Raw genomic sequence first — 24,270 nt, forward strand, 5'->3', positions numbered from 1 at the left:
GGAATTTGCAGTGTATTAATGAATGGTGTGCAAGCTAAAAGAAATGAAGTACATAGATAAAATATATGGAGAGTTTGAATTTTCAGGAGTAATTGAAGAAATCATAAACACAAATGTCTTTCAGAGATTGAAGAAAATTCATCAAGGAGGTTCTATCTTTTTAGTTAACCCAAAAGTAAATCATACAAGATTTGAGCATTCGATTGGGGTAATGCTAATCATAAAAAAACTTGGAGGAAGTATTGAAGAACAAATCGCCGGATTAATTCATGATATTTCGCATACCGCATTTTCTCATTTAATTGATTATGTACTTGACATCGAAGGGGAAGATTATCACGAAAATAGATATGGTGCGGTTTTAAAAGATAGTGAATTAAACGCGGTATTGGAGAAATATCAAATGGATAGAACGGTGTTTATGGATATCGAAAAATTTAAACTTTTAGAATACCCGTTACCTTATTTGTCAGCGGATAGGATAGACTATACACTTAGGGATATGTTTCAAATCGGAGAAATTTCACTAAAAGAGATTTCCTGGTTTATAAATGGGTTAGCGACTTTTGATCATAGAATTGTCCTGAAATCCGAAGATTACGGAAAATGGTTCCAGGCAAAATACAACTTCCTGACAGCTGAATATTTTGAAGGTGAGGAAAATGTAGAGATAAATATAATAATGAAGACGATAATTAAAGATTGTTTGGAAAAAGGAGTAATTGAAGAAAAGGACTTTTTCGAGGACGACTTTTATCTTATGGATAAAATAAATCAGGAGTTCAATTTAATCCAATGGATTGATAAAATCAGAGGTAATGGATTGGAAAATAAAAAGTTGAAGACTAAAAAACGAATAGTAAATCCTGAAATTCTTGTAAATAACCAAATCTTGAAATTATCAGAAGTGTATTAGAGGCCGCATGTAAGGCTCCCCTAAACAGAAGTACTCTCAAATAGCCTGCATTTTCCCCGGGTTGCAAATATGTCATTAAGATTATGCGAAGAGGAGGCAAAGATTACTGCCTTAGCATAAGCTTTTTCGCACGTTACACCTGTGCTGATCCCGATAATATCGGGATATCGAAGTAAACACATGATACAATAGGCCCTCGTTTCCGCCGGGCTCAAACGAGGACCGGTAATACCCTAAAAGAGAATTATACCCTCTTGTAACGACAAATTCTATTTCAAAACGTTGTATCTGATGTGTGTCACTATACTGGTTCCGCTTACTTCAACCGGTTGGAGTTTAAGGTCGGGTACCCCTTCAAAAAGCCGGGAGCCTGTGCCAATAGTAACGGGAACTACATGCAGCCACAATTCGTCAATGAGGCCGGCAGCCAGATATTGATTGATGGTATTTGCTCCTCCCATGATCTTTACATTTCGGTCTCCTGCCGCTTCTTTCGCCCTTCTGAGTGCCGATTCAATACCATCTGTAACGAAATGAAATACCGTTCCCCCTGTCATTTCTACTGAGGCCCGCTCATGGTGTGAGAGCACAAAAACGGGGGTATGATATGGCGGGTTGTCACCCCACCATCCTTTCCATTCCGGTTTGTCCCTTCTGTCTTTGGGCCCAAACATATTACTGCCCATGATAAATGCGCCCGCGTCGAGAATAGCATCTATTTCTTTTTTATGATTGTGTTTTTCCGGCTCAGAAAACATCCAACGATCCAGCAAGTCCGAATCGAAATGGTCTCCAAATGGTTTTTCAAAACTTTGATTATGCCCGGCAGCATACCCGTCAAGAGAAACGGTTAATCCGCATGTGACTTTTTGTTGTTTCATGTTTATGGGTTTTTTATCAGGTCCTTTAATTTTTTAAGCTGATCATCTTCTTTAAAAAATAGCTGGTTTAAACTCCTTTCGATTTTTATGTCGGGTTCCGTACCCCTGTTGCCGCATGATTGTATCGTGTGGCATAAACTTTAACCAAAATACTGAAAAACCACCACATTATCCAACACTCCCTTTTCTCCCGCATAATCCACAGCACTGCTGTAAACATAATCTTCCGGCCTAAATACTAAGCCTGCATCTACCGGATTGTTGTGAATGTAGTTTACCTTTTGCTGTATAACTTTATTGCTCCAAAGTTCAATAGGTTTGTTATCGTGTCTCCAAAACTGATACCCGGTAACGTTGGACGACTTTCCTGCAGCTTTTTTAAACCTTTCGAGCAAAAACTCTTTTCTGCTTTCTTTCGGATTATCCCGTATTTCCTTTACTATGGCCTTACTGGTATACCGCTTAAAATCACCCAACAGCACTGCGGGATGTTGCCCGCCTACACTCCTGAACACCAAATGTACATGGTTGGTCATAATGCACCAGGCCACAATTTCCATACCTTTCTCTTTTTGGCAAAATGCTAAACTTTCCAACAGCAGGTTCTTATATTCATTCCTGGTAAAAACATCCAGCCACTCCACTACAGCAAAGCTCACAAAGTACAGGCCTTCCGGGTTATGGAACTTATAATTTCTGCTCATAGGCTAAATGTACAGATTTTTCATTTCTGGAAAAATAGGGCATGAGTAAAGCTCGGGAAATTAAAGATACCGCGCGATGCCATCGTGCGGTAGCGGGAACTGGTGAGAGGAGAGAGAACGCGATACGCGCACCAGCGGGGGGATAGCCCTTCGTTGCCGCAATGCTCACCTTAAAAGTATATAGCAGACAAAACGTATTACTTTATTTACTTTTATCAAAAATGGCCTCCATAACACGTCGAACGATGGTCACATTTATTTTTTTCTCAGAAAAATCGAAATCCCCCACCATTTCCGGGTAGTTATTTTCCAAAAAGAGCTTTACATCGTCGCCGTATTTAAAAACGGTAAAATCGCCGGTTGATTTCTTGTAGAGCACTCCCCGGAGATGCATGGCCCCGGCACCTAATATGGCGGTTCCGGTACTGTAAAAATAATTTTCGAAATAGGCATACTGGTCATTGACCAGGTAGGCCGGGGAATAATCGCGGCGCACATCTATGGGGTTTCCTTTGTTTTTATCTGCAAAATGCTTTTTCATGTGCGATACACGTACATATAGCTTTTCACCGTCCGAAACGGCAAAAGCTTTTTTTATCCGTTTGCCATTGCTCTCTATAAGCTGGAAGCCGGTAGAAAGTATATTTTTCAGTTGGCTTGCTTCGAAAATAACCGGTTTGGTAGGAGTTCTTTGCTGAAAATCTTCATAACTTTCATAAAACCCGGCAGGGTAAGGAAAGGGGGAATTGGTAACTAAGGTGTTGTCCTGGGCAAATCCCTCCAAAGCAAATAAGAGCAAAAATAAAAGAGTAATTTTTTTCATAGGCCAGGTTGTGATTTTACAGGTTTAAATATACGCTTTTTACGATAAGCCTTTATTCCTGCTGAACTCAAATGAAGATCAGAAGAGAAAACGGATAAAATCCGCGCTGCGAGTTTGAAATTTTGCAGCCCAAACCCTCAATAAAAAGAAAAAATGAAAACACCTCTCTGAGATGTATCCCGATTTCTCACAAGTCTTACTCGTTTATTATTGCAAAAACCTGGTCAATGAAAAGGTTTAAACACATTACAAAAATGTGGTTCAACGTTATGAAACATCATTTTGCAAGCTCTCCAGAGACCAGTGCTGAGCACTTGCCGAAGTAGGAGCGAATGCATTGGCCTGCCATGGATGTGCAATGGGCTGCGAAGTCAGAGACATTCGCAGCGTATACAACACTTCGGAGAGCGGGGGCTGAATATCTCGAACATTGTTTGAGATGTGCCGAAACCCCGGCTCAAACTCTATCTCTCTTTTCGCTTAATGCTCCTTTATTAGACGTATTGATCGGCAATTGCTTTGACATAAAATATGATATCACAATTAATATTAAAGCAACAACCGCAAACCATTGTCCGTTATCGCTAATCATAAGGTGAGCAAAAGCAGCCAGGATACAGTTATAAAAAAAACCTGCGTATGCCAGGCCATAAAGTAGATTGTGCTTTCTGCTCCATATGACAACGAGCCCGAGAATTTTAATTGCTGCCAAAGGGTAAATAATATATGTAGGGTAACCCATTTTAATAAAACCTTCCCGGATAAAATCGTTGTTAAACAAATAATTCCCTACGGAGAACACTATGATCAAGGTAAACAATAGGGTAGCTATATAATACGACCATTTCAAAAGGCCCGAACTGTTCTTTTTCTGCATTGTTCCTGTTTTTTTGGTTTTACTGATCTGATAATTAAAATATGATAAACATGTTTTTCGGGTACATAAGTGACTAGTGCTCATGCAATATTAAGTATATTTGATTATTAATAATTAGTACTATACTTTTAGTAAGCACTATACAAAAGGTAAGTAATGAATAGAAGAGGGGATAACAACAAATGTGATAACAAAGATCTATTGGCTGTCCGGGATGCATTGGAAGTGTTGAATGGAAAATGGAAATTACAGATTTTGATTGCCATTTTAAATGGAACAAAAAGATTTAAGGAAATAGCCAAAGAGGTGGATGGGATTAGTGACAGAATGTTGTCAAAAGAACTTAAAGAGCTTGAAGTGAACGAACTCGTAAGACGTAAAGTTATTGACGCATTTCCTCCCATTGTGGAGTACAGTGCTACGCCACATACAAAATCTCTTCATCCGGTAGTCGATGCACTCAAGGCATGGGGATATCTTCACCGCAAACAAATTATAGGAGGGGTAAAGACCGAGACTAAGAATGCGGGATAACCGTTATAAAAACCAGTAATTTCAGTAAAGCAGGTATTGAAAAATAAATATCATAAACGCTATTCGTTGAAATGAAAATACATAATTGGTTTTACAAAGCAATATTGCTGAGTTTAGTATTGATATTGTTAAACTTTTTGGCTAACAAAATATTTGTTTCGTATGGCGTTCCGGTTTATTTACAAGTTATAGTTACAATATTTAGCTATACTTTTCTTATTTACCTGGGGTCTTATTGGAGTTCAAATAGATTATCAAGGCAATTTTTTATTGTAAAGTGGTTACCAAATTCAAAATTAATTTTTTATGGAATTATTGGTATAGCCGGATTATTTTTGATTAATAATTCCGTAGTAATTTCTTTTTGGAGATTATTTCCGGGGAGAGAAGAGTACACTTCTCCGGATACCGATTTAGATGTAATCTCTATTATTTCAATACTGATAATTTTACCGTATCTGGAAGAATTGTTTTTTCGAAAACTTCTGGCAAAAAGCCTTTTTGAAGCCTATGGTTTTAGTAAGGCACTAATGGTTTCGGCTGTATTATTCGGCTTATCGCATACAGGAACAGATTCTGGCCTTCTTCCGGCTTTTCTTGGAGGGTTATTTTTGGGATACATTTATTTAAAAAGCAGATATCTATATTTAGTAATTATACTACATGCGCTTTATAATCTATTTAATTTAACGATCTTTCAAGATCTCTTTAAATTACAAAGTAACGATCCCTTTTTTATGAACACGATGAACTTTAATATGCTTTTATTCATCTTCATCCTTGGCGTCTTTATGGTTTTTATTTCAATTTCGAAATTTAAAAAATGTGATTGTAGCCTTCCCCTAATCAGGTAAAGCTAAACCATCTGTTCCCATCATAGACTGTGAGGTCAGAGACATTCAAAGCTTACAACACTTCGGAGAACGGGTTTATTCATCACCCTCTGCGATTTGTGCAATTAAATCCACTTCTAATTTGGCATTGGATTCATACAATCTACTTACCTGTACCCAACTAGCTGCTGGAAAGTCCCCTTGATAAAATTCTTTTCTCGTATTGTTGTATTTTTTCATTGTTTCGATGTCTGTAGTATAAAGTGTTTCTTTCACTACATTTTTCGAGGATGCTCCAAAAGCATTCAAACATTCTTCTAATGTTTTGTACACTCTAGCTATACCATTGGGACTTAAATCATCTGTGGGGACACCAGAAATATAGATTGTATTGCCTACTTTAACAACTTGTGCATATCCTGCACTTTCATTTTGCTTTTTGTCATTACCCCAATGCCATTTTTCTTTAACTATTAATGTCTTTTCATATTCGGTTTTCTCTATTTGTTTTTTTGAGCCGGTATCGTTCTTGCAACCAGTGTTGACAAATAGAAAGGAAATAAAGCAAAAGAGTGCTACCATTTTATTCATAGGGAAATTGTTTAGGTCAATATTATTTTGTTCGTACCTGATATTTGTAATGTCTTTTTAGGGTACGTTACAAACGCTTTTTTACAATAGGCCCTCGTTTCTGCCGGGCTCAAACGCGGACCAGTTTGGTTCTCTTCATGTCATATCAGTAAATTTAAGCTTCTTTTTCAGAACTTACTGTCCTTTTCTTGGGGGATGCTTAAAGGCAATCTTCCCGCAAGGAATTTCTACAGAACCATGATCTGCGATGTTAATTCTATAGTAAAGTTCTTGTTCTTTCAAGATAATTGCTGCTCTTTGGGCTCGTCCTTCCGGATAAGAAAGCGCTACTATATAGAACATATGTTCCTCATTGGGCTTAATCGTTTTTTGTAACAGGGTAGCCTTATTAAAATTAGCATCTAAATAGGATTTTAATCCGGTTAGACCATAGTTATACATTGAAAGTTTATCAAATGCCATTGTATGAGTTGGTAAAAGCAATTTCACGTATAAGTCAGATGGAGCGGAAATTGCAAATGAATCAGCGGGAAAATTAATATTAAGTTCTAATGGAGTAGTCGTTTCATTGATTATCCGGGTCCAAAACGCGGTAAATGCGCGTCTTTTTCCCGACGAATCAAAATATTGCGTTCCATCAGGTGCAATGCCTCCGCCTTTTGGAAGGCTGTTTTGTACGGTTATCCCTTTTCCGTTAGAAGACACATATGTAGTGTCTGTATAAATATATCTTTCTAAATCGTGGATTAGTGATAGTTGGCTGTTGTTATTTTTTGTTGCGTCTACCATCTCTGATTCAATAGCAACCTTGTCTGTTCCTGAATTACTTTTTTGCCTACAGGAACAAAGCCCTGTAATTGCCAAAATCAGTATTATCAGACTTTTTCTCATTTTTTGCTTGCTCACAATATATAAATATACACAATTCCTAGCCTGGCGAAGTCAAAGACTTTCGCATAGCATACGACACTTTGTTGAGCAGGGGGGCATTTTAATGTCTTTGTTAATTTTTGCTGAGGTAATTGCCGATTTTTATTAGATCGGCATTGTATACGTTTTTAGTTTTTAAAATGTCATTTTTACGTTTAAATGTATTGTGGTTTAAACTTGTTGTTTGTCTTTTAATAATTGTTATCTGTCTAAAAATTTTTGTTTTCAACGGTATTATTATGAATTTTATAAAAATATTGTTCAAATAAAGCAGATATATCTGTAATCTACCTCAATTATTGTAAATGACATGTTTTTTATGACCGGATTACTCCATTTCCGGGAATGAGAATAGCCAATGTGTCATTTATTTCACAAAGCTTTTTCCCGGAAAAGATGACTACTCCGTGTGCTTATGTAATGGGTTCTTGTTCATGAACCACAAATATGGGTTATCCTATTTATAATACCAATAAGTTTCTACCTCATATATCGAACCTAATAAATATTTATACTATGAAAACAAAACAGATTTTTGGATTAATCATGCTAACCGGGCTCCTCGTGAGTTGTAATTTTCCCACGACGGGAGAAGAAGAGATCATAGAAGAACAGCAGAATTTTTCCGCGCTAAAGGCCTATAAAAAAAGCGATCACCAGATGATGGCCGCATATTTCAGAACCTGGAGAGACCGGGCTACCGAACCGGGTAACCAGACTTCGATGAATGAATTGCCGGATAGCCTGGATATTGCTATTGTTTTTCCAGCCTATACCCCGCCGGAAAGTGCATTCTGGGATTCGCTGACCTCCTCTTATATTCCTTACCTCAGGGAACGCGGAACAAAAGTAATTATGACCATAGGCCAGGGAATACTTGTAGATGATACTTATGAGAATACGGAAGAAGGGTATAAGAAAAAGGCCAATGAGATCTATGCCATGGTTATGAAATACGACCTTGACGGGCTGGATGTAGATGTGGAAGGTAATCTCTCGGATACCGACCTTCAGAAAGCCATTGGTGTCTTCGACGCATTGTCTGCCGAATTGGGTCCTAAATCGGGCACCGGTAAACTGTTGGTTCTCGATTCTAATAGCCCCAGTGCCTGGGGAGGGGAACATGGCAGTAAGAATATAGATCTCATCGTAGGGGTGTATGAGTACATCGATTATTTCTTTTTACAGGCCTATGGAAGGTCGGTTTCAGGAATAGCCACTCCTTTACAAACCCTGCAAGCCCGTATCCCGGGATTCGATACCCGCAAATTTTTCGCCGGATTCTCTTTTTATGAAGAACGTGGTGCGAGATGGGGAGACGTCAGTATACCCCTGGAGGAGAGTACGGCTTATGACTATGCCACATGGCAGCCCGATACGGGAAAAAAAGGAGGTGTATTCAGTTATGCGGTAGACCGCGATGGCGTACCTGAAGGAGAAGACGAGATTCTTCCTACCGATTACCCGGTGACCCGTGCTTTGATTTCGGTAATGAACCCACCTTCGGACAATACCATGCCATAAACGAATTTTTCGGATTATCGGAAATAGAACCCGGCAGCGTACGGATAAAATACAGAAGCTATTTGTTTACCATTAAACTAATAAAATATTAACCTATAGAATGCCCGTAAGCAAAACTGGTATACCAACCGATATGATCATTCTTAGCGGGCATTCCAAAAACAAATAAAGTACATGAAAACAATCAAACTATCATTATTAAACCTATTGGTTTTAATATGTTGTACCACCAGCTGTAGTGAATACGGATTTCCCGGAGCGGATGAAGAAACGGAAGATAGCAACGGTACTATGGTTACCGAAAGTCAACCGCGATCACCCCTGAGTGTAGTATACATTGAAACAAAAAACAGCCTGCTGACCAATGTGGATTGCATTCGCATGGAAGACGGGAGCCCGGCCTTTGATATAGCTATTATTTTTGCAGGAAATATCAATATGGATGCTAACGGTAAAGCTGAAGTAAGACTGAATCCCGGTGTAACCGACCTCCTGGAAAATAATATTGCTCATGTAAAACAACTCCAGGAAGCCGGAACAAAAGTATTGCTGAGTATCCTGGGAAACCATGATGAAGCAGGATGGTCCTGTTTTGAGAACTATGATGATGCCGAGGCCTATGCGGTAAGGGTCAGAGAAGTCGTTGAAAAATACGGGCTTGACGGGATTGAGATTGACGATGAATACTCCAAATGTCCTTCACAGAGTAATAACAGGTCATTAATATGGGTTTGTCATGCCATTCGGCAAGCGATGCCTGGTAAAATTATAGCCAAGGCCCTGGGTGTTTACGGGGGCGGAGCTCACGAAGATCTTTCTTTTGAGTATAAAGAAAAGGGACTTTCGGATTTGTTGGATTATGGATGGACCATGTCTTATTGGGGAGTGTCCGAAAGTGAAATAAATGATTACCTAGATAATGGATTTTCCAAATCTCAGTTGGGAGAAGGTATTGCGGTGAACTTGGATGCCAGTTACAGCACTTCAAAAAGAAATGCTGTTAATGCTGCTCAATATGTAAAAGATAATCATCTAGGCATTCTTATGTTCTTTGAATTGAAATACAACTCCAACCAGGGAAATTATCTCGCCGATGTATTTGAAGCCCTTTACGGACAACAAATCGAAATCTCCCCGGATTGCCTGGAAAACAGTGGATACGAAAATTAAGGTGTCGATGTAATTGTTTATCTGTCATGATGTGTGTTGTGTAGCGGGCAATGGTCACGGTTTTGATGATTAGTATCCTCATTGCCTGCTACATTTTTCAGGAAACGGTGCACCTGATCTTTCTCTCTATAAAACAACATCATATATCCCGCTTTGAAAGGCCCTGAATAATCTTAAGAAACAAACAATACAAATTAATGATGAACCCCTGTTGCCGCACGATGGTATTGTAAGGCATAAACGAGAGAGGAGAGAGAACGCGATACGCGCACCAGCGGGGGGCGTTGGCAACTGGTATTATTTATTAGATTTGTCTGTTTCAAATCCGTAAATGGTAGTTTGCATTCCTGCAATTTTCCATTGTCCATTTACTTTTTCCATGAGCCTGGTTTCACGTTTCAGTCCACGTATTGAATCTTGTTGCTCATATGTAACCCAAGCGCCGTTACCGTAAAGTCTAACATCAATTTTATCCAACAATTTTGGAATGGGTTCAGGTTCGGGGTGTTCTTCGATGAATGTTTTCACAAATTGACTTATTTCTTTCCACCCGATGGACTCCGAAAAAGTACTGTCAGCAAAGTTCATATATACTTTCGAAATGGTCGGGTCGTGCACCCAATTTTTTGTCCAGGCTTCGTAATCCCTTTGAAAAGCATCTTTGGTTTCCGTATTCAATCGCTCTAAAATGGCTTTTTTTTCCTTTTCAAAATTGACCTCCTGATACCCTTTTTCATCCATTTTAGATTTCTCATTTTCTTTACAACTTATAGTAAAAAGTAATATTAATAAGGTGAATAGTGATAGGTTTCTATTTTTCATATTGAACTCGTTTAAACTTTTTCAATTGGCTAAAAAATGGCCCTTTTGTGTCCACTTTTCGTCTTTTTTTCCTTCCGTAGCTAGGCTATGCAACTCAAAAAAGACTGCAATTGGCCCCAAAATGACTCATTTTCGCTTCAATGAAAAAAGTTTAAACGAGTTCATTTCATTTTTTAACTTGTTGCCAACGTTCCGCAGCTAAAAAAAGTACCTGTTTTTCAACTGCTTTACTAAAATAACTTAATTTTTTAAAAATTAATACCTATTCAAAATAAGCAGTACGGGTATTGTTTCCAGGTGTTGTTGTGAATAAAACTGCGAATAGTAGATTTTTCATTAATTATTTTTACAAGATGCTACAACGCGTTTTTTAATATTTCTCTTAATTCATCCAAAGTTTTATTTCTTGCAATTATTTTTCCGTCCGGAGCAATTAATATTGTTGTTGGAAAACTAGTTACTTTTAATTTTTCTACTAATGAGTTTCTGTCTTGTTTATTTTGACTTATGAAAATATGCTCCCAATTCATGTTTTCTTTGCTAATAAAATCTGAGACCTTTTTAGGATCATTATCGAAAGCAACACTTACCAATACCACTTTATCTTTAGAAAATTCGGAATTTATTTGTTTTAATTCTGGTATTAGCTTAATACAAGGATTACACCATGTTCCCCAGAAGTCTAGTAGAATATAATTGTTTGGATATTGCTCTAATTCAAAAATAGAGCTATCAAGACGTTTTGCTTTAAATTTTGGGATGTAGAATCCTTCAGTAATTCCGGTAGGTTTGGAATTTAACCCCATATATTTTATAAATAATTGATCACCCCAATTTGTAATAGAGTCAATTAAATAATCCTGACCTTTTACATTAAATACATCTCCAATTTGGTAAGGAATATCACCTTTTAATTCCGATGGCAATGCATCTGTATTTGAAGCTAAAAATAATGAAGTCTCACCCTTAAGATAATTTATTCTTGAAAAACCATTTGACACAAAAATTTCTAAGTCTTGTCCATTTAAATTGATGTTTCCTTTTTTAAATTCAGGGAAACTGGCAAAAAGATAATATTTTTTTTCAATTTGATTTTCAGTATCAAATGTTAACCCGAGCGAACCTTTATATGGGCTTGGTTTTATTTTAATTTCCTTGGTCTTTACCTGGTTGTTCTCGAAATATTCATATTGAGTTAAAACCTGTGGTAGAGCGTTTTGTATTTCCTTTTGTTCCTGATTAGTTAAAGGATATTCATATTCAAAAAGTTTCTCATCCCCAAAATCTCCATCGTTATCTGAATCGACGATTATTATCCTATTGCCTTGTTGTGTCCCAATCAAAATTAAAACTTCACAATCAATGTACTCATTACTTAATCTTGTTGTGTCAATGTTATATTGTTTTGATATTTTCTCAAACTGGTCTTTCTCTATTTTTTTAGCTAAATATTTATTCCAAAAGTATTGGTCAGCCTGCAAGGGTAGACTTCTTACAACATACTCGTTGATATCTTCGGGAACATTTCGATAATTTAGAGTGTCTTGACTAGGCCATAAAATAACATTCCCAGGCATAAATATTCCATATCCATCCTGAGAATTTAAATCAGCTGTAAAATCAGTTTTTGAATTCGTACATCCAATTAGTATTATAAAAATTATATAAATTAATTGTTTCATATCATGTAGCATATTTCTAAATGCTCTGTAATACTCAAATATACACAAATCACTACTTGCCTCCCATAACAAATGGAATTCCCGCAACTTGTAGTTGAACCTCGTTTAAAACGAGATCCTATTTTAAATAGCAATGGTTTTTATAGTGCGTGACAAACGCTTTTTACGATAGGCTCTTTTTTCCACGGTGCTCAAACGAGGGCCAGTTGGAGTATGCTAATCTACCGGAAAAGACAATCCGAAGGCCAGGGCTCCGGCAAACTGTTCTGCAGACGGATGAAAATAATATGTAAACCCGATATCAAAGTTATGCTTAGGGCCTAATTGCAAGCCCAGGGAAAAAGGAATATGCCACAGCAGGCCACTCTTTTTTATGTCGGTATATGCGGTATAGGTTTCAAAGGAACCCAAAGAGGCACCTATACCCCCCTCTACATACGGGGCCACCCACGGAATGGGCGCCGTAATCCGTGCCTTGCCGCCAATAAGAAATGCATTGGAAGTTATCTTGTCATCCGGTTCTCGTTGCGCACTGTCGTCTTTCCTTGTTTTGGTGAATATAATCCCGGCATATGGCCTTAGGCTAAACCATGTCCTCAGGTTAAACAAGTATTCTCCCTGTGCATAAAAACCGGAACCGTACGTATCTACATCGTCATAAGGAGCAGATATGCCATATCCTACAGATGCCCGGATGTATTGGCCTTTGGCAGTTTGAGCAATAGTCGCGTTGGAAATCAATACTGTAAAAATAGCCAGGCTGACGGTTTTACCTAAGGAAGGAAGTAAACGAAACTTTTTAAGGGAATAGTAGTTTTTTTGCATAAATGGTATCATTAAAAGTCTACAATAAATTTTGACAAAAGAACGAAAAAGTAACTTAAATCCATTACACAATGTGTTGGAAGAGCGACCACACGCACCCCATGTGTATGAGTTGATATTTAATCTGGTTTTAAAATTACTTTTTTACTCGTAACTGCCAGATTAAATCTTGACTAATTCAATTGAGTAGTATCTTAGATTGGGCAAGGCTACAACACTTCGTAGAGCAGGGGCTTCTTATCTACACTTAAAAGGAAATTATCATAACCGATATTACTAAGATTTAAACTTTTTTATTCAAAATGTAAAGTAGCTGACAATTATTGATTGCTCAACTCTGTAGTTTTACAGCATTAAAAGAAATCAATATGATCAAGTCTATTTCACAGTTTTTTGTTCCGCTCTTGTTTTCCGTTACCATTTGGGGACAAGCACAAACCGAAAATAGAAATTTAGATCAAAATCTTTTTAAGACCGATCCTGAAAAATATGCTCCTCAATACAGAGGTTGGTGCGCCTGTGCCATGGGCGATTCCGGTGAAAAAGTTAGTGTAGATCCCGAGATCCTTAAAATCCTTGACGGCAGGTTGTATTTGTTCTATCACACTTTTTTCTCGAATACCTTAACGATCTAGAATCAAGATGAAATGAATGTACACAGGCAAGCAGATAAAAATTGGGAAAAGTTTATTCGCTAATTGAAAACAGAACACATGAAAAATAAAATTCTCAGTTGGGTTTTGCCTATTGTACCAGCCATACTACTGTTGCAGACACGGTATTTCAAATTTAGTGCGGCGCCAGAATCTGTGCATATGTTTTCCATTTCGGGTGCGAAACCTTATGGTAGGATAGGACTGGGAATCATAGGGTAATAAAATAATAATGAAAGCCGATTTGGCAATCTTTTATTTTCCCGCGAAAAATAACAACCGCACAAAGGCTCTCCATTTTTTATGACACAAAAACATAAGCAATAATTAAGTAATATAAATTAAAAAAACAATATTATGGGCACTGTTAAGAACAATCAAGTGGACGCTTCTAAAATAATGCAAATCGGAACGGGGTTTTGGGCTTCAAAAACTTTACTTACGGCTGTCAACATGGAGTTGTTTACTCACCTCGCCAATGGATCATTATCAGGGCAATCCATTCAAAAAAAATTGGGATTACATAAAAGATCACTATTCGATTTTCTTGACACTTTAGTCGCATTAGGATTTTTGCACCGTTCTGGATTAAAGGAGAATGCCATATATAGTAATTCAGAAGACTCAGATATGTTTTTAGACAAAAATAAACCAAGCTATATGGGAAGTATTTTAGAAATGTCAAACAATAGACTGTATCTTTTTTGGAATAATTTAGAAGAGTGTTTAAAAACAGGTAAACCGCAAAATGAGATGAAAAATGGGGGCAAGACAGTATTTGAGGCTATCTACGCAAATGAAACTAAACTCAGGGAATTCATACACGGTATGGCGCGACTTCAATCTTTTCACTTTATGAAGCTAGCTCAAGATTATGATTTTTCTAAATATAATACTCTTTGTGATGTGGGAGGTGCAGGTGCTAATCTTTCAATACATATTGTCAACAGCAATAGCCACATGAAATGCATTTCATTTGACCTTGCCCCGGTTGAACCAATTGCAAGGGAAAATGTCGAAGCTTCAGGATTAACTGATAAAATAGAGATTTGTTCAGGTGATTTTTTTAAAGATGAATTACCACGAGCAGATGTAATTACAATGGGTAACATACTTCATGACTGGGGATTGAAAGACAAGAAAATGCTTTTAAAAAAGGCATATGATGCTCTACCAAAAGGAGGTGCGTTGCTAGTTATCGAGAATATTATTGACGATAATAGAAGCAAAAACGCTTTTGGCTTAATGATGTCATTGAATATGAGTATTGAGACCACTGAAGGATTTGACTTTTCTGCAGCAGATTTTGAAAATTGGGCAAAAGAATGTGGATTTAATCAAACGTCCGTAATGCCTTTGACCGGACCTTCAAGTGCATTAATTGCTATAAAGTAGACATGCTCCCTGCAGAGCTTTACCGTTAGGGTAAGGCTACAAATTGGGTAAGCCTACAGCTGGATTTCGCAGTTGGAAAATCTTGGTGGGCCTGTCATTAGTGTGTAATAAGCTGCGAAGTCGGAGACGTTCGCAGAGCCTACAACACTTCGAAGAGCGGGTAGCGGAGCCCCGACGTTATTATTTGCTAATTTCAGCACGATCATATTTACTAAAAACAAAACGTGTGTGTTTGCTAAATTTAGTACATTTGTGTTTGCTAATATTTCCACGCAAGGAAAAACTAAGAATAGCCCGTTAGAACAGCAAAGTATAACTATAGAGTATAATATCATGGCAACACCGAGAGAACGATTTGTAGAAGCTCTTTCCTTTCTGAAAGGCTTACAGGATCGGGGGACAGTAGGTATCCATACCGAGGATATACCCAATCCCAAACACCGTCAATTATTGGTGAAGAACGGTTTTATACGTGAAGTGACCAAAGGGTGGTACATAGCTACTGATCCCAATGAGATAGACGGTGAGACTACCGCATGGTTTAGTTCGTATTGGGAGTTTATCGCTCGTTTCCTTCAGCGTAAATATGGCGATCATTGGTGCCTTTCGGCAGATCAGTCCTTGTTACTCCATGCCGGGAACTGGACGGTGCCACAGCAATTACTTGTCCGGTCACAAGACGGGAACAATAAGCCAACACCATTGCCATACAATACGTCCCTGTTCAATCTCAAGACCGGGATTCCGACAGTAGAACAAATAGTGATAGAAAAAGGTCTGCGAATGTACAGCCTGCAAACCTCCCTGATCTATGCCGGTGCTTCGGTATATACCCGAAATGCCATAGATACCCGGACTGTATTATCCCTGATACGCGATGCATCAGAACTCTTACCCGTACTATTGGAAAACGGCCATACCACACTGGCCGGAAGATTGGCCGGAGCATTCCGGAATATGGGCAGGGATAAAATAGCCGATCAGATTATGGATACTTTTAAGCAAGCAGATTATGATATCCGAGAAGAAGATCCTTTTGATACCAGGCTGGAACTGAAGTTGCCCGCGAGGGAACACTCGCCATACGCCAATCGCATCCGTTTGATGTGGACACAGATGCGTGAAGAGGTCATTTCGAATTTTCCCAAGGCTCCCGGGATACAAGCCGACCGTGAAGCATTTATGAAAGATGTGGATGACATTTACCTGACGGATGCTTATCATTCGCTATCTATTGAACGCTATCGTGTAACACCAGAGTTGATTGCAAAAGTGAGTTCCGGCCAGTGGAACACCAAAGAAAGCGAAGAAGACCGCAAACAACGTGATGCCATGGCCGCCAGGGGATATTACCAGGCCTTTCAATCGGTAAAGGAAAGCATTAAAGCTATATTGGAAGGGGCCAACCCGGCTGTACAGGCCGATAAAGACCACTCCAAATGGTACAGGCAGTTGTTTGACCCGAGTGTGACCGCAGGCTTGCTGAAGGCTTCCGACCTGTCGGGCTACCGTAATCATCAGGTGTATATCGGCAATTCCAAACACGTTCCGTTGCATGTAGATGCCATGCGGGATGCCATGCCCGTATTATTCGAACTCCTGGAAGAGGAACCTGAAGCATCAGTTCGTACCGTATTGGGCCATTTTATATTTGTGTTTATCCATCCCTATATGGATGGCAACGGACGTATGGGACGTTTTCTGATGAATGTCATGTTGGCTTCCGGAGGATACCCGTGGACGGTGATACCGGTGGAAAGCCGGGACGAATATATGCGGGCATTGGAAAAGGCAAGCGTGGAACAGGATATCAAACCTTTTACAGCTTTTATCAGTCGGTTGGTTAATGACAGGTTACAGGGAAAACCGGTTGCTGCCTTGCCGGGTGCAAAATAAGGCAGGTTGAGGTGTATTTCTTGAAATCGCGCAAAACACCTGAAGGATCTTCGTCGGCCGATCGAAATATAAAATGTACATGGCCCGGCATAAAACAGTAGGCACCGGTCTTGTTATAAAACCTTGCCTGCCGGCAGGCAGGTTTGTAGTTTCTGCTCATGTCCTAAACATACAAAAACTACACTATTAAATCATAGCTTTTTGTTCTAAGACTCATTACTTACTCATGCCCGCCACCAGTTGCAAACTGGCGGTAGCGGGGGGATACAATCGCGCACCAGCGGGGGCTAACGCTCCGGAACATAGTATTGGCTGCCCCTCAAAGAGGGACTTGATACCCAGATCTGATACCGAAACAGGCCTTATACGTAATCGTTTGGTTTGTAATTTAATTTCCATTATCGATTTTTTCGTATTACAGGCGTGTTATAAATGCATTTTTGATAGTCCCTTGCTTCCGTTGCACTCAAACGAGCGCCAGGTAGAGCCAGTTAATCCTCGTTTCTGCCGGGCTCAAACGAGAACCAGTTGGATATTGTTGTACCTAGTTATTCTTGTTTCATTTGCCGTAATATTGTTTTTCCATTTTCATTTTCTGGATTCAATTCAATTGATTTCTCATACATTTTAATGGCTTCTTCTTTTTTGTTTGCCATCAATAAGGCTTCACCATAACTATCATATGCATTAAAACTATCTGGAAATAAAATTGTAGTTAATTTAAAAACTTCTAAAGCCTTATCTAATTCTTCATTTCTCAAAAATGAATAACCTAATTCATTCAAATCGTGTTCTGAACGATTATTTACCTTAGCTTCAATAGATAATTCCATGGCGTTATCCAGAGCCTTGTGTAACAGCGCATTTTGTTGCCCTTCGTCCAGCGTTTCTGAGTACGCTTTAATTATTGCATTGATAACTAACGCAGGATTATCTTGAAATACCGTATGACCACTTCCCCTGGCAATAATATTTTTTACATGATCCTTATGTTCACCAAGCTCTTTGTGGAGTTTTCTCCATCTGTTTGAAAGTACTGGAAAACCCGGAAAGGAGTTTTCAGGAAAAATATTTGTAATTGGGGTATTTTCCGGGAACTGCATACTTCTCATATAGCGCATTGTTTTATTGAAATTTGAATTCAAATAAAAATCACCTGAAGGCTTTTTTATAGCACTTATATCAATATTCATATCTCTCATTGTCAGTAATTCCTCATTCCAGAAATCACTAAGCGTAGCATCTATTAAAATGACCGAGAGCACTTTTTCAGGATGTTTACGTGCGAATAACAGATTATACAATCCACCGTACGAATGGGAAACCAGAATAACTTCATTGTTGAAACCCAACTTTGAAAGACCTGTCTCCAGTTCTTTAATACCATTTTCTATTCCAAAATCCGAATCGTTTTTCAAATTTGGATTTAATTCACTTTGTCCAAATCCAGACCGGTCATAAGTAATTAATGTGGTACCCGTAACCTTATGAATTTTTTCTAATATATTATTCCAAACAGAACTATCAGCACCCCCGCCGGCTTCAAAAAGAATTGGAGTTCCTTTTCCTTTCATGATATTAAAATACATTTTATACCCCCCAATGTCTACTAGCGTATCTTGACTTTGGGCATGCATAGAGAACGATAAAGAAAAAATCACTAAGAATGTTAAATAAAAATGTCTCATTTGTTCTGTAGTTTAAGGTTTTCCATAATGTTGTAGCACATTATTTTCTGTTTTTATATAATTCGATGGCTTTTAAGTATTTTATAGCACCGGCCTCGGTTTGGTCGTGTATGAATCCGTTCAAATCAGGATGATTTTCGTCAATCCAGTTTAAAAATCCATCCCTGTTTTTAAGAAATGTCGTGTCATTAAATATCACGTAAGTTGTTTCAACGCTGATTATTTTATTTTTATCAAATCGGATCACTTGATTAGAGACAATCGGTTCTTCGTGAAGAAACAAGATTCTTTTGTCAATTTTTGAAATCTTTGCTTTGACAATTTCGTTTTCCTGCTCAATTTCAAGGATTTCGTATGTCGGGTCAAATACCGAATCCCATTTCAACCATTCAATGTATTCTTTTAGGGAAAATGTCTGCTCATAGTCATATTCGCTTTCTTTAGTCAAAAGACTATCGGTCAATAAAGATGTTATTCCAGCATCATCAGAATTGTCAAGAACCTTGTAGTATTGTTTTGCAATATCAAGTTTGTCAGTTTCTTTTCCAGAATTTTTGCAGGATATAAGCCCTACTGTCAATAACAATGTTAGAACTATAATTTTGTTCATTTGTATTTCGTTTTGCATCATGTGCTACAACGGCGGGAGCCATCTACTCCACAGGCCGTTCGTTTTTTATTAAATCCATTAAATCCGTATGCGTTTTGAAAGTTACTTTAAAATCATCCAGGTTTACGCCTATGTTTTCCAAAATAATTAAATTAATTCCGGATTGAGGATAGAAATAGTTGGCAGTAGGGAAGCCTGGTACATAGCCAAATGCTCCTATTTGAACACTTTGTTCCCCGTCTTTAAAGAGTAATCCGTAGCCATATGCTATTTTATCAAATATGGGATGGATTCTCGTCGCATATGGTGTTCTCATTAAATCTAGAGTGCTCATTTTTACTAATCTTTCCGAATGCAGTAGTGTATTCCATTTTAGTAAATCCCCCGCATTGGATATAAATCCTCCTGCTGCTATATATTTTACAGGGCTACCTTCGGCAATCCGCAACTTTCCTGTTTCGTTTTCTTCATACCCTTTGACTAAATTCGAATAATTTTTATGGGATAACAACACTTTTTTAGCTGTTATTAACATCATTAGATTCGTGGGATAAAAGTATAGTACTATCCATAAATTATTTTATGGATTACCGTAGTCCAAACATTTTTTCAAAAACCAACAAGAAAAACCATCCAAAACAAAAAATCTCATTCCGGGCAAAAGTAGGGGGAAGTGTATTGCTGCTTTATTAAAAAAGTTAGCAATACGTCTATAAATATATGAAAATATCAATAATATAATGGAGGTTATGATTTTATATACAACTCCCCAACCACGGCTTTGAGTGGCCCATATTAGCTTTTATGCCCTTAACTATAGGCTGCGAAGTCAAAGACATTCGTATAGCATATGATATGACACTTCGGAGAGCGGGGATAGCCAGTATGGTATAATAAGGTGTAATTACTTGGTATATTAGTGTTTATTATGTTTCTGGCTTTTTTCCAGTTCCCGGATAAAATAGGAAGGAAAAATACCCGTTTTCTTTTGAAACGCCCGGGAAAATGACTGTGAATTATTATAGCCTATTTCCTGCCCAATGGCCTTGATGGAATATTTTCTGAAAGAGGGATTGTTCTTCAGTTTTTCAATGGCGTAGTTTATTCTGAGGTCGTTTATATAGGTAATAAAATTTTTCTGTTCATAGAATTTAACGATCATTGACAGGTACTTGGTATTTGTATTCAAGGATTTTGCCAGAGAATTCAGGGTAATATCATGACGCAAAAATTGTTTTTTCTCTACAAACTTTTCCAGCTTTTTAACAATTTTGGCTAAGACTTCTTCCGAGATATTAAGTTCTTCAAGATCATTGGTGGCAATCTTTTTAGATTTGTTGTCAGGGACAGATGATCCATTTACCAGCTTTTCAAATTTTCTGCGATAAAGACGCTGTTTCCTGTAAAAATTATAACTTAACAAGCCAACGGCTAGAACAATGGTCGTTAGTATAATGACGCTTATTCTAAAAGTGTTATTTCCCTTTTCCAATTTACCAATCAGTTCGTCCTTTTCAGATAGTAGTCTTGGGGTGTCATACTTCTTACTGATATTTTTGGACAAATGCTTATAATTATTTAATATAACACTATCGATATGAATCAGGCTTTCCACATATTCCAATTGTTTTTCTGTATTGTCGTTCGCTTTGTTATAATCGATCAAAAACTCGTACACCTCCCTTAGATCCGGAAAGATGTCTGCTGTGGCTTGTACAATGGAATCGATTTTTTCATAATACGGTGTCACCTGGTCATATTGTCCCTGTTCTATATAGGATTTTCCGATACACATATAACATATGATCAGATTTCCCGAATCTCCCACTTCTTTCATCCCTTCCGCGGCTTTTATGGACTCTTCAATACTTTCAGTATAATTTTGTTTAAAATACTCGGTTATGCCATTGGACATTCTGAAATATGCGGGGTTCAATGCGTTTTTGTCCTCCAAAGAGATATTCATACCGATTCGATTGATGGCTATGGCTGAATCATATAGCCCATTTCTATTATAGGAATCACCAAGGCCATATAATGCCCGGGTATAGGTATAAACATGTTTTTCCCCGTCTTTTTCATACATCTTTTTGATTTCTCCTATGTAGTCTTTAAAGGCGGGTAATGCATCTTCGTGTTCACCAATATCATTTTTTAATATTCCAATCTGATATTTTATGTAAAGTTGTTGGGTTGTATTGTTATTTTTTAAAGCATACTGGTTGGCCTGTAGATACAGGTCCAGTGCCTCTTTATATTTTCCTATAAGCCGGAGGGCGTAAGCTTTCGTGATGAAGCCTTTTGCCGGATAGGTGAAATCATCAAGGTCTTTAGTGAGGGCAATGATACTGTCTGCGTATTTTTCCGAGACAGCCGGACTGTAAATCTTAGAGAACAAAGTATAAGCATCTGCGAGTTTTAGAGTGTCATTATCATTTCTTGCTCTTTTCAGGTATTCCATAGCGTAGGCTCTGGACCTGATCGTGTCATGCCGGAAAAAATTGAATTTATTCTCCAATTGGCCATAGGTAGATGTGGATAATGAGTCAAAAAGCAGCCTTTTTCCATCTTCTTGACCATAAAGGAGAGATATGAAGAAATACCCAATGATAAAAAAGTATAGTTTAAATCTGTTCATGACAATTAAGAAATTCTGGAAGAATTTTCTGCCGAAATCTTCTATTTGGGGTAGTAAAAGTAGTACTTAATTTTTAAATCGTTTTGTCAAATCCTTTACATAAATAATAACGAAGTTTTATTATACCCTGAATTCCCGAAAATACAGATCACAATTCAAGAATTCAAACCACTACTGTTTGTATGGTATGTTTTCTTCCCTCAATCTAATGATATTAATGAAGATTTATTGAATTTTGAACTGTCTTAAATTGGGTAAGCCTACATTTTTAGGGAAGGCTACATAATAAGCTGCGAAGTCGGAGACGTTCGCAGAGCTTGCAACACTTCGAAGAGCGGGTAAATATATCTGGGTAAGGCTACACGGTGTGCTGTCTTGTTCTATTTATTTTTAAGAATTTTCTTAGTTAATGTGGTATTGTCATCAGTTATAATTTTAATTATGTATAATCCAGCGGAGAGCTCACTTATGTTTATTTCGTTAAAATTATTATTAAGCTTCTCATTTTTAAGAAGAACACCATTTAAATTGTATATGTATACATCATTATAAACAGAATTATTTGATGTTACCTGTAATAGTGTATTATCTATATTAAGATCAATTAATGTATCTGAATTATTTTTTGATATATTTTGAGGGATATCCGCATAAAATTTAATTACTGTTATACTTTCAGGATGGCAATAAACATTTATTGAATATTCATCGTTTATTAAACCGGTATTATGGATATTAAAAGCATTGTTATAATCCGTGTCATTCTCATCGTTTATGAATTTATATGTTTCATAAAATTTCATGTTAGATGGTATTTTTATAAAACGAGATTGACCACTTCCATACTTATTTACTAGTGCAACATTAATTCCACCATTTTGTGTTAATATTGCAAAGGGTTGAACTTTAAATGCATCCTTAGTCTGCACATGATTTTCGTATGCATTGTTTGTAAAATGTTCGACATTTTCTGTTAATGCATCTTCTTGTGTTCGGCATTCAACAATTGAATTGTTTTCTTTTAATTCTAAAATATCATGTATAAACCTCCAAGCATGATAAGTTGGTTTTTTTTCATTTATTGGATTGTTTCCAAATCCGCTACTAAAAACCCCAGAATTTCCTATTACATTCCATTTTAAAAGAACATCAATACCTCCTTGGAAAGCATGTAGTTGTGCTAAAGTTTGGTGTATTGCTCCAAAATGATCTCTGTTTGCGGGAAACGTAAGTCCGCTAGAACCGAAAACATTATACGAATCTACCATTAACTCTTTAGCGAATCCATTATTTTGATCTAAGGTAGAACTCGCCAATTCTTCAAATTGTATAGTTCTATTCAAAACTTCAAATCGTTTTTCTTCTTTAAGAATACCGTTATTTCCATTTCGTATATAGTCATTTGTTTTACCCAAAAAAATATTCATTGCAATAAAATCAAGATTATCATAACTGTTATTGTCTTTGTCGAATATTCTTTTTGCTAAGACAGATGTTTGAAACTTATGACCAGCAAACCCTCCAATTTTTATATGCCTCAGTTTGTCATAACCTTTAACCACTTGTGCTGCGTTAATGTATACTTCGGCAGCTTTATCATAAGTAAGTGCAAATTCTTCTTCGTTAGTGCAATTTGTTATGTTTATATCATCATACACGCATGGTTCATCAAAAATTATCAATCTAATGTTTTTATCTTTATATCTATTTGCTATGTTATAAATTACTTTTCGCCAAGTGCTCATAGTGTGTAATCCATTCATATAGTTATAATTCCACCAACCATAATCGAATTGACCATTTTCGTCTTGCCTGTAAACAAAGTCACCATTATCTTTATTATCTATATAATATTGCTGAAATGGAAACCAGGCTCTGTCAGGCATTATCTGTATAGCAGCAGTGTAACCTTTACTATTTAATAATTCTACATCTCTATCTAAAACCTCAAAATTATATTCTACTTGATTTGTGTTTGAATTAATAGGAGCAATGTCCTTAAGATGAACTTTAATCTGTACTAAATCAACCCCAATATCTTTCAAATTTGAATTAACAAAATCATTTTCATATGGATTTACAAATCCTCCTTCACTACCTCTATAATATTCTATACCATGAAATTTATTTGTAGCTGTGTTTAGTATAACTTCTTTATCTACTACTATATGATCCTGTGCTATCAGTAATACTGTACAAAAAATATTAGTTAATGAAGTTAGTATAAGTTTTTTCATTTCCCCTTTAGCTTTGTTGGTATAAATTTCTTAGAGCCGGT

Annotated in this window: 22 protein-coding genes; 8 read left to right on the top strand and 14 right to left on the bottom strand. The window is 37.2% G+C overall.

The window, feature by feature from the left end; genetic code table 11:
- Nucleotides 1-43 precede the first annotated feature (43 nt).
- Entirely contained in the window at nt 44-916 is an 873-nt protein-coding gene (locus ACVBDY_RS16650; RefSeq protein ID WP_447176592.1) for an HD domain-containing protein, read from the top strand.
- 269 nt (nt 917-1,185) lie between these two features.
- Here the strand turns inward: ACVBDY_RS16650 and ACVBDY_RS16655 are convergent, their stop codons facing one another.
- The 4 genes from ACVBDY_RS16655 to ACVBDY_RS16670 form a co-directional block, all read right to left on the bottom strand.
- Nucleotides 1,186-1,797: a dihydrofolate reductase family protein gene (locus ACVBDY_RS16655; RefSeq protein WP_447176593.1), complete on the bottom strand. Its 612-nt coding sequence runs from the start codon at nt 1,795-1,797 to the stop codon at nt 1,186-1,188.
- Between the two features lie 140 nt (nt 1,798-1,937).
- The gene (locus tag ACVBDY_RS16660) at nt 1,938-2,501 is read right to left on the bottom strand and encodes an REP-associated tyrosine transposase (protein WP_447176594.1); all 564 of its coding nucleotides are present in this window, start codon (nt 2,499-2,501) and stop codon (nt 1,938-1,940) included.
- A 202-nt stretch (nt 2,502-2,703) separates the two neighbouring features.
- Nucleotides 2,704-3,324 carry a hypothetical protein gene (locus ACVBDY_RS16665; protein WP_447176595.1) on the bottom strand — a complete coding sequence of 207 codons (621 nt, stop codon included), beginning with the start codon at nt 3,322-3,324 and terminating at the stop codon, nt 2,704-2,706.
- 457 nt (nt 3,325-3,781) lie between these two features.
- Nucleotides 3,782-4,201, bottom strand: a complete 420-nt coding sequence (locus ACVBDY_RS16670) for a DoxX family protein (protein WP_447176596.1) — start codon at nt 4,199-4,201, stop codon at nt 3,782-3,784.
- A gap of 156 nt (nt 4,202-4,357) precedes the next feature.
- On the opposite strand from ACVBDY_RS16670, the gene ACVBDY_RS16675 reads away from it, so the two are divergent.
- A complete protein-coding gene (locus tag ACVBDY_RS16675) occupies nt 4,358-4,735 on the top strand; it encodes a winged helix-turn-helix transcriptional regulator (RefSeq protein ID WP_447176597.1) in 378 nt (125 codons plus the stop codon).
- 71 nt (nt 4,736-4,806) lie between these two features.
- Complete coding sequence (locus ACVBDY_RS16680) at nt 4,807-5,589, top strand: CPBP family intramembrane glutamic endopeptidase (RefSeq protein WP_447176598.1); 783 nt, start codon at nt 4,807-4,809, stop codon at nt 5,587-5,589.
- 75 nt (nt 5,590-5,664) lie between these two features.
- On the opposite strand, the gene ACVBDY_RS16685 is transcribed toward ACVBDY_RS16680, so the two are convergent.
- Together ACVBDY_RS16685 and ACVBDY_RS16690 are read right to left on the bottom strand one after the other, a co-directional pair.
- Nucleotides 5,665-6,159, bottom strand: coding sequence for a RidA family protein (locus ACVBDY_RS16685; RefSeq protein WP_447176599.1), 495 nt, complete (start codon nt 6,157-6,159; stop codon nt 5,665-5,667).
- Between the two features lie 174 nt (nt 6,160-6,333).
- Complete coding sequence (locus ACVBDY_RS16690) at nt 6,334-7,050, bottom strand: hypothetical protein (protein ID WP_447176600.1); 717 nt, start codon at nt 7,048-7,050, stop codon at nt 6,334-6,336.
- A 555-nt stretch (nt 7,051-7,605) separates the two neighbouring features.
- On the opposite strand from ACVBDY_RS16690, the gene ACVBDY_RS16695 reads away from it, so the two are divergent.
- Nucleotides 7,606-8,613 carry an EndoS/ChiA family endoglycosidase gene (locus tag ACVBDY_RS16695; RefSeq protein ID WP_447176601.1) on the top strand — a complete coding sequence of 336 codons (1,008 nt, stop codon included), beginning with the start codon at nt 7,606-7,608 and terminating at the stop codon, nt 8,611-8,613.
- 174 nt (nt 8,614-8,787) lie between these two features.
- Nucleotides 8,788-9,783: a glycosyl hydrolase family 18 protein gene (locus tag ACVBDY_RS16700; protein ID WP_447176602.1), complete on the top strand. Its 996-nt coding sequence runs from the start codon at nt 8,788-8,790 to the stop codon at nt 9,781-9,783.
- Between the two features lie 297 nt (nt 9,784-10,080).
- Here the strand turns inward: ACVBDY_RS16700 and ACVBDY_RS16705 are convergent, their stop codons facing one another.
- The 3 genes from ACVBDY_RS16705 to ACVBDY_RS16715 form a co-directional block, all read right to left on the bottom strand.
- Nucleotides 10,081-10,605, bottom strand: a complete 525-nt coding sequence (locus ACVBDY_RS16705; protein ID WP_447176603.1) for a hypothetical protein — start codon at nt 10,603-10,605, stop codon at nt 10,081-10,083.
- Between the two features lie 356 nt (nt 10,606-10,961).
- Nucleotides 10,962-12,287, bottom strand: coding sequence for a TlpA family protein disulfide reductase (locus tag ACVBDY_RS16710; RefSeq protein ID WP_447176604.1), 1,326 nt, complete (start codon nt 12,285-12,287; stop codon nt 10,962-10,964).
- 216 nt (nt 12,288-12,503) lie between these two features.
- On the bottom strand, nt 12,504-13,112 hold the full coding sequence (locus ACVBDY_RS16715; RefSeq protein WP_447176605.1) for an outer membrane beta-barrel protein: 609 nt from the start codon (nt 13,110-13,112) through the stop codon (nt 12,504-12,506).
- Nucleotides 13,113-13,480: 368 nt separating this feature from the next.
- On the opposite strand from ACVBDY_RS16715, the gene ACVBDY_RS16720 reads away from it, so the two are divergent.
- From ACVBDY_RS16720 to ACVBDY_RS16730, 3 genes are all read left to right on the top strand, one after another.
- Complete coding sequence (locus ACVBDY_RS16720) at nt 13,481-13,747, top strand: YHS domain-containing (seleno)protein (RefSeq protein WP_447176606.1); 267 nt, start codon at nt 13,481-13,483, stop codon at nt 13,745-13,747.
- Nucleotides 13,748-14,122: 375 nt separating this feature from the next.
- A complete protein-coding gene (locus tag ACVBDY_RS16725) occupies nt 14,123-15,160 on the top strand; it encodes a methyltransferase (protein ID WP_447176607.1) in 1,038 nt (345 codons plus the stop codon).
- A 333-nt stretch (nt 15,161-15,493) separates the two neighbouring features.
- Entirely contained in the window at nt 15,494-17,056 is a 1,563-nt protein-coding gene (locus ACVBDY_RS16730; protein WP_447176608.1) for a Fic family protein, read from the top strand.
- 548 nt (nt 17,057-17,604) lie between these two features.
- Here the strand turns inward: ACVBDY_RS16730 and ACVBDY_RS16735 are convergent.
- The 5 genes from ACVBDY_RS16735 to ACVBDY_RS16755 form a co-directional block, all read right to left on the bottom strand.
- Entirely contained in the window at nt 17,605-18,744 is a 1,140-nt protein-coding gene (locus tag ACVBDY_RS16735; RefSeq protein WP_447176609.1) for an alpha/beta fold hydrolase, read from the bottom strand.
- 40 nt (nt 18,745-18,784) lie between these two features.
- Entirely contained in the window at nt 18,785-19,354 is a 570-nt protein-coding gene (locus ACVBDY_RS16740; RefSeq protein WP_447176610.1) for a hypothetical protein, read from the bottom strand.
- Between the two features lie 43 nt (nt 19,355-19,397).
- Nucleotides 19,398-19,892 carry a serine hydrolase domain-containing protein gene (locus ACVBDY_RS16745; RefSeq protein ID WP_447176611.1) on the bottom strand — a complete coding sequence of 165 codons (495 nt, stop codon included), beginning with the start codon at nt 19,890-19,892 and terminating at the stop codon, nt 19,398-19,400.
- A 378-nt stretch (nt 19,893-20,270) separates the two neighbouring features.
- Entirely contained in the window at nt 20,271-21,992 is a 1,722-nt protein-coding gene (locus ACVBDY_RS16750) for a helix-turn-helix domain-containing protein (protein WP_447176612.1), read from the bottom strand.
- 380 nt (nt 21,993-22,372) lie between these two features.
- The gene (locus ACVBDY_RS16755; RefSeq protein ID WP_447174516.1) at nt 22,373-24,229 is read right to left on the bottom strand and encodes a T9SS type A sorting domain-containing protein; all 1,857 of its coding nucleotides are present in this window, start codon (nt 24,227-24,229) and stop codon (nt 22,373-22,375) included.
- Between the last annotated feature and the right edge of the window lie 41 nt (nt 24,230-24,270).

Source organism: Sinomicrobium halophytocola (assembly GCF_052983395.1).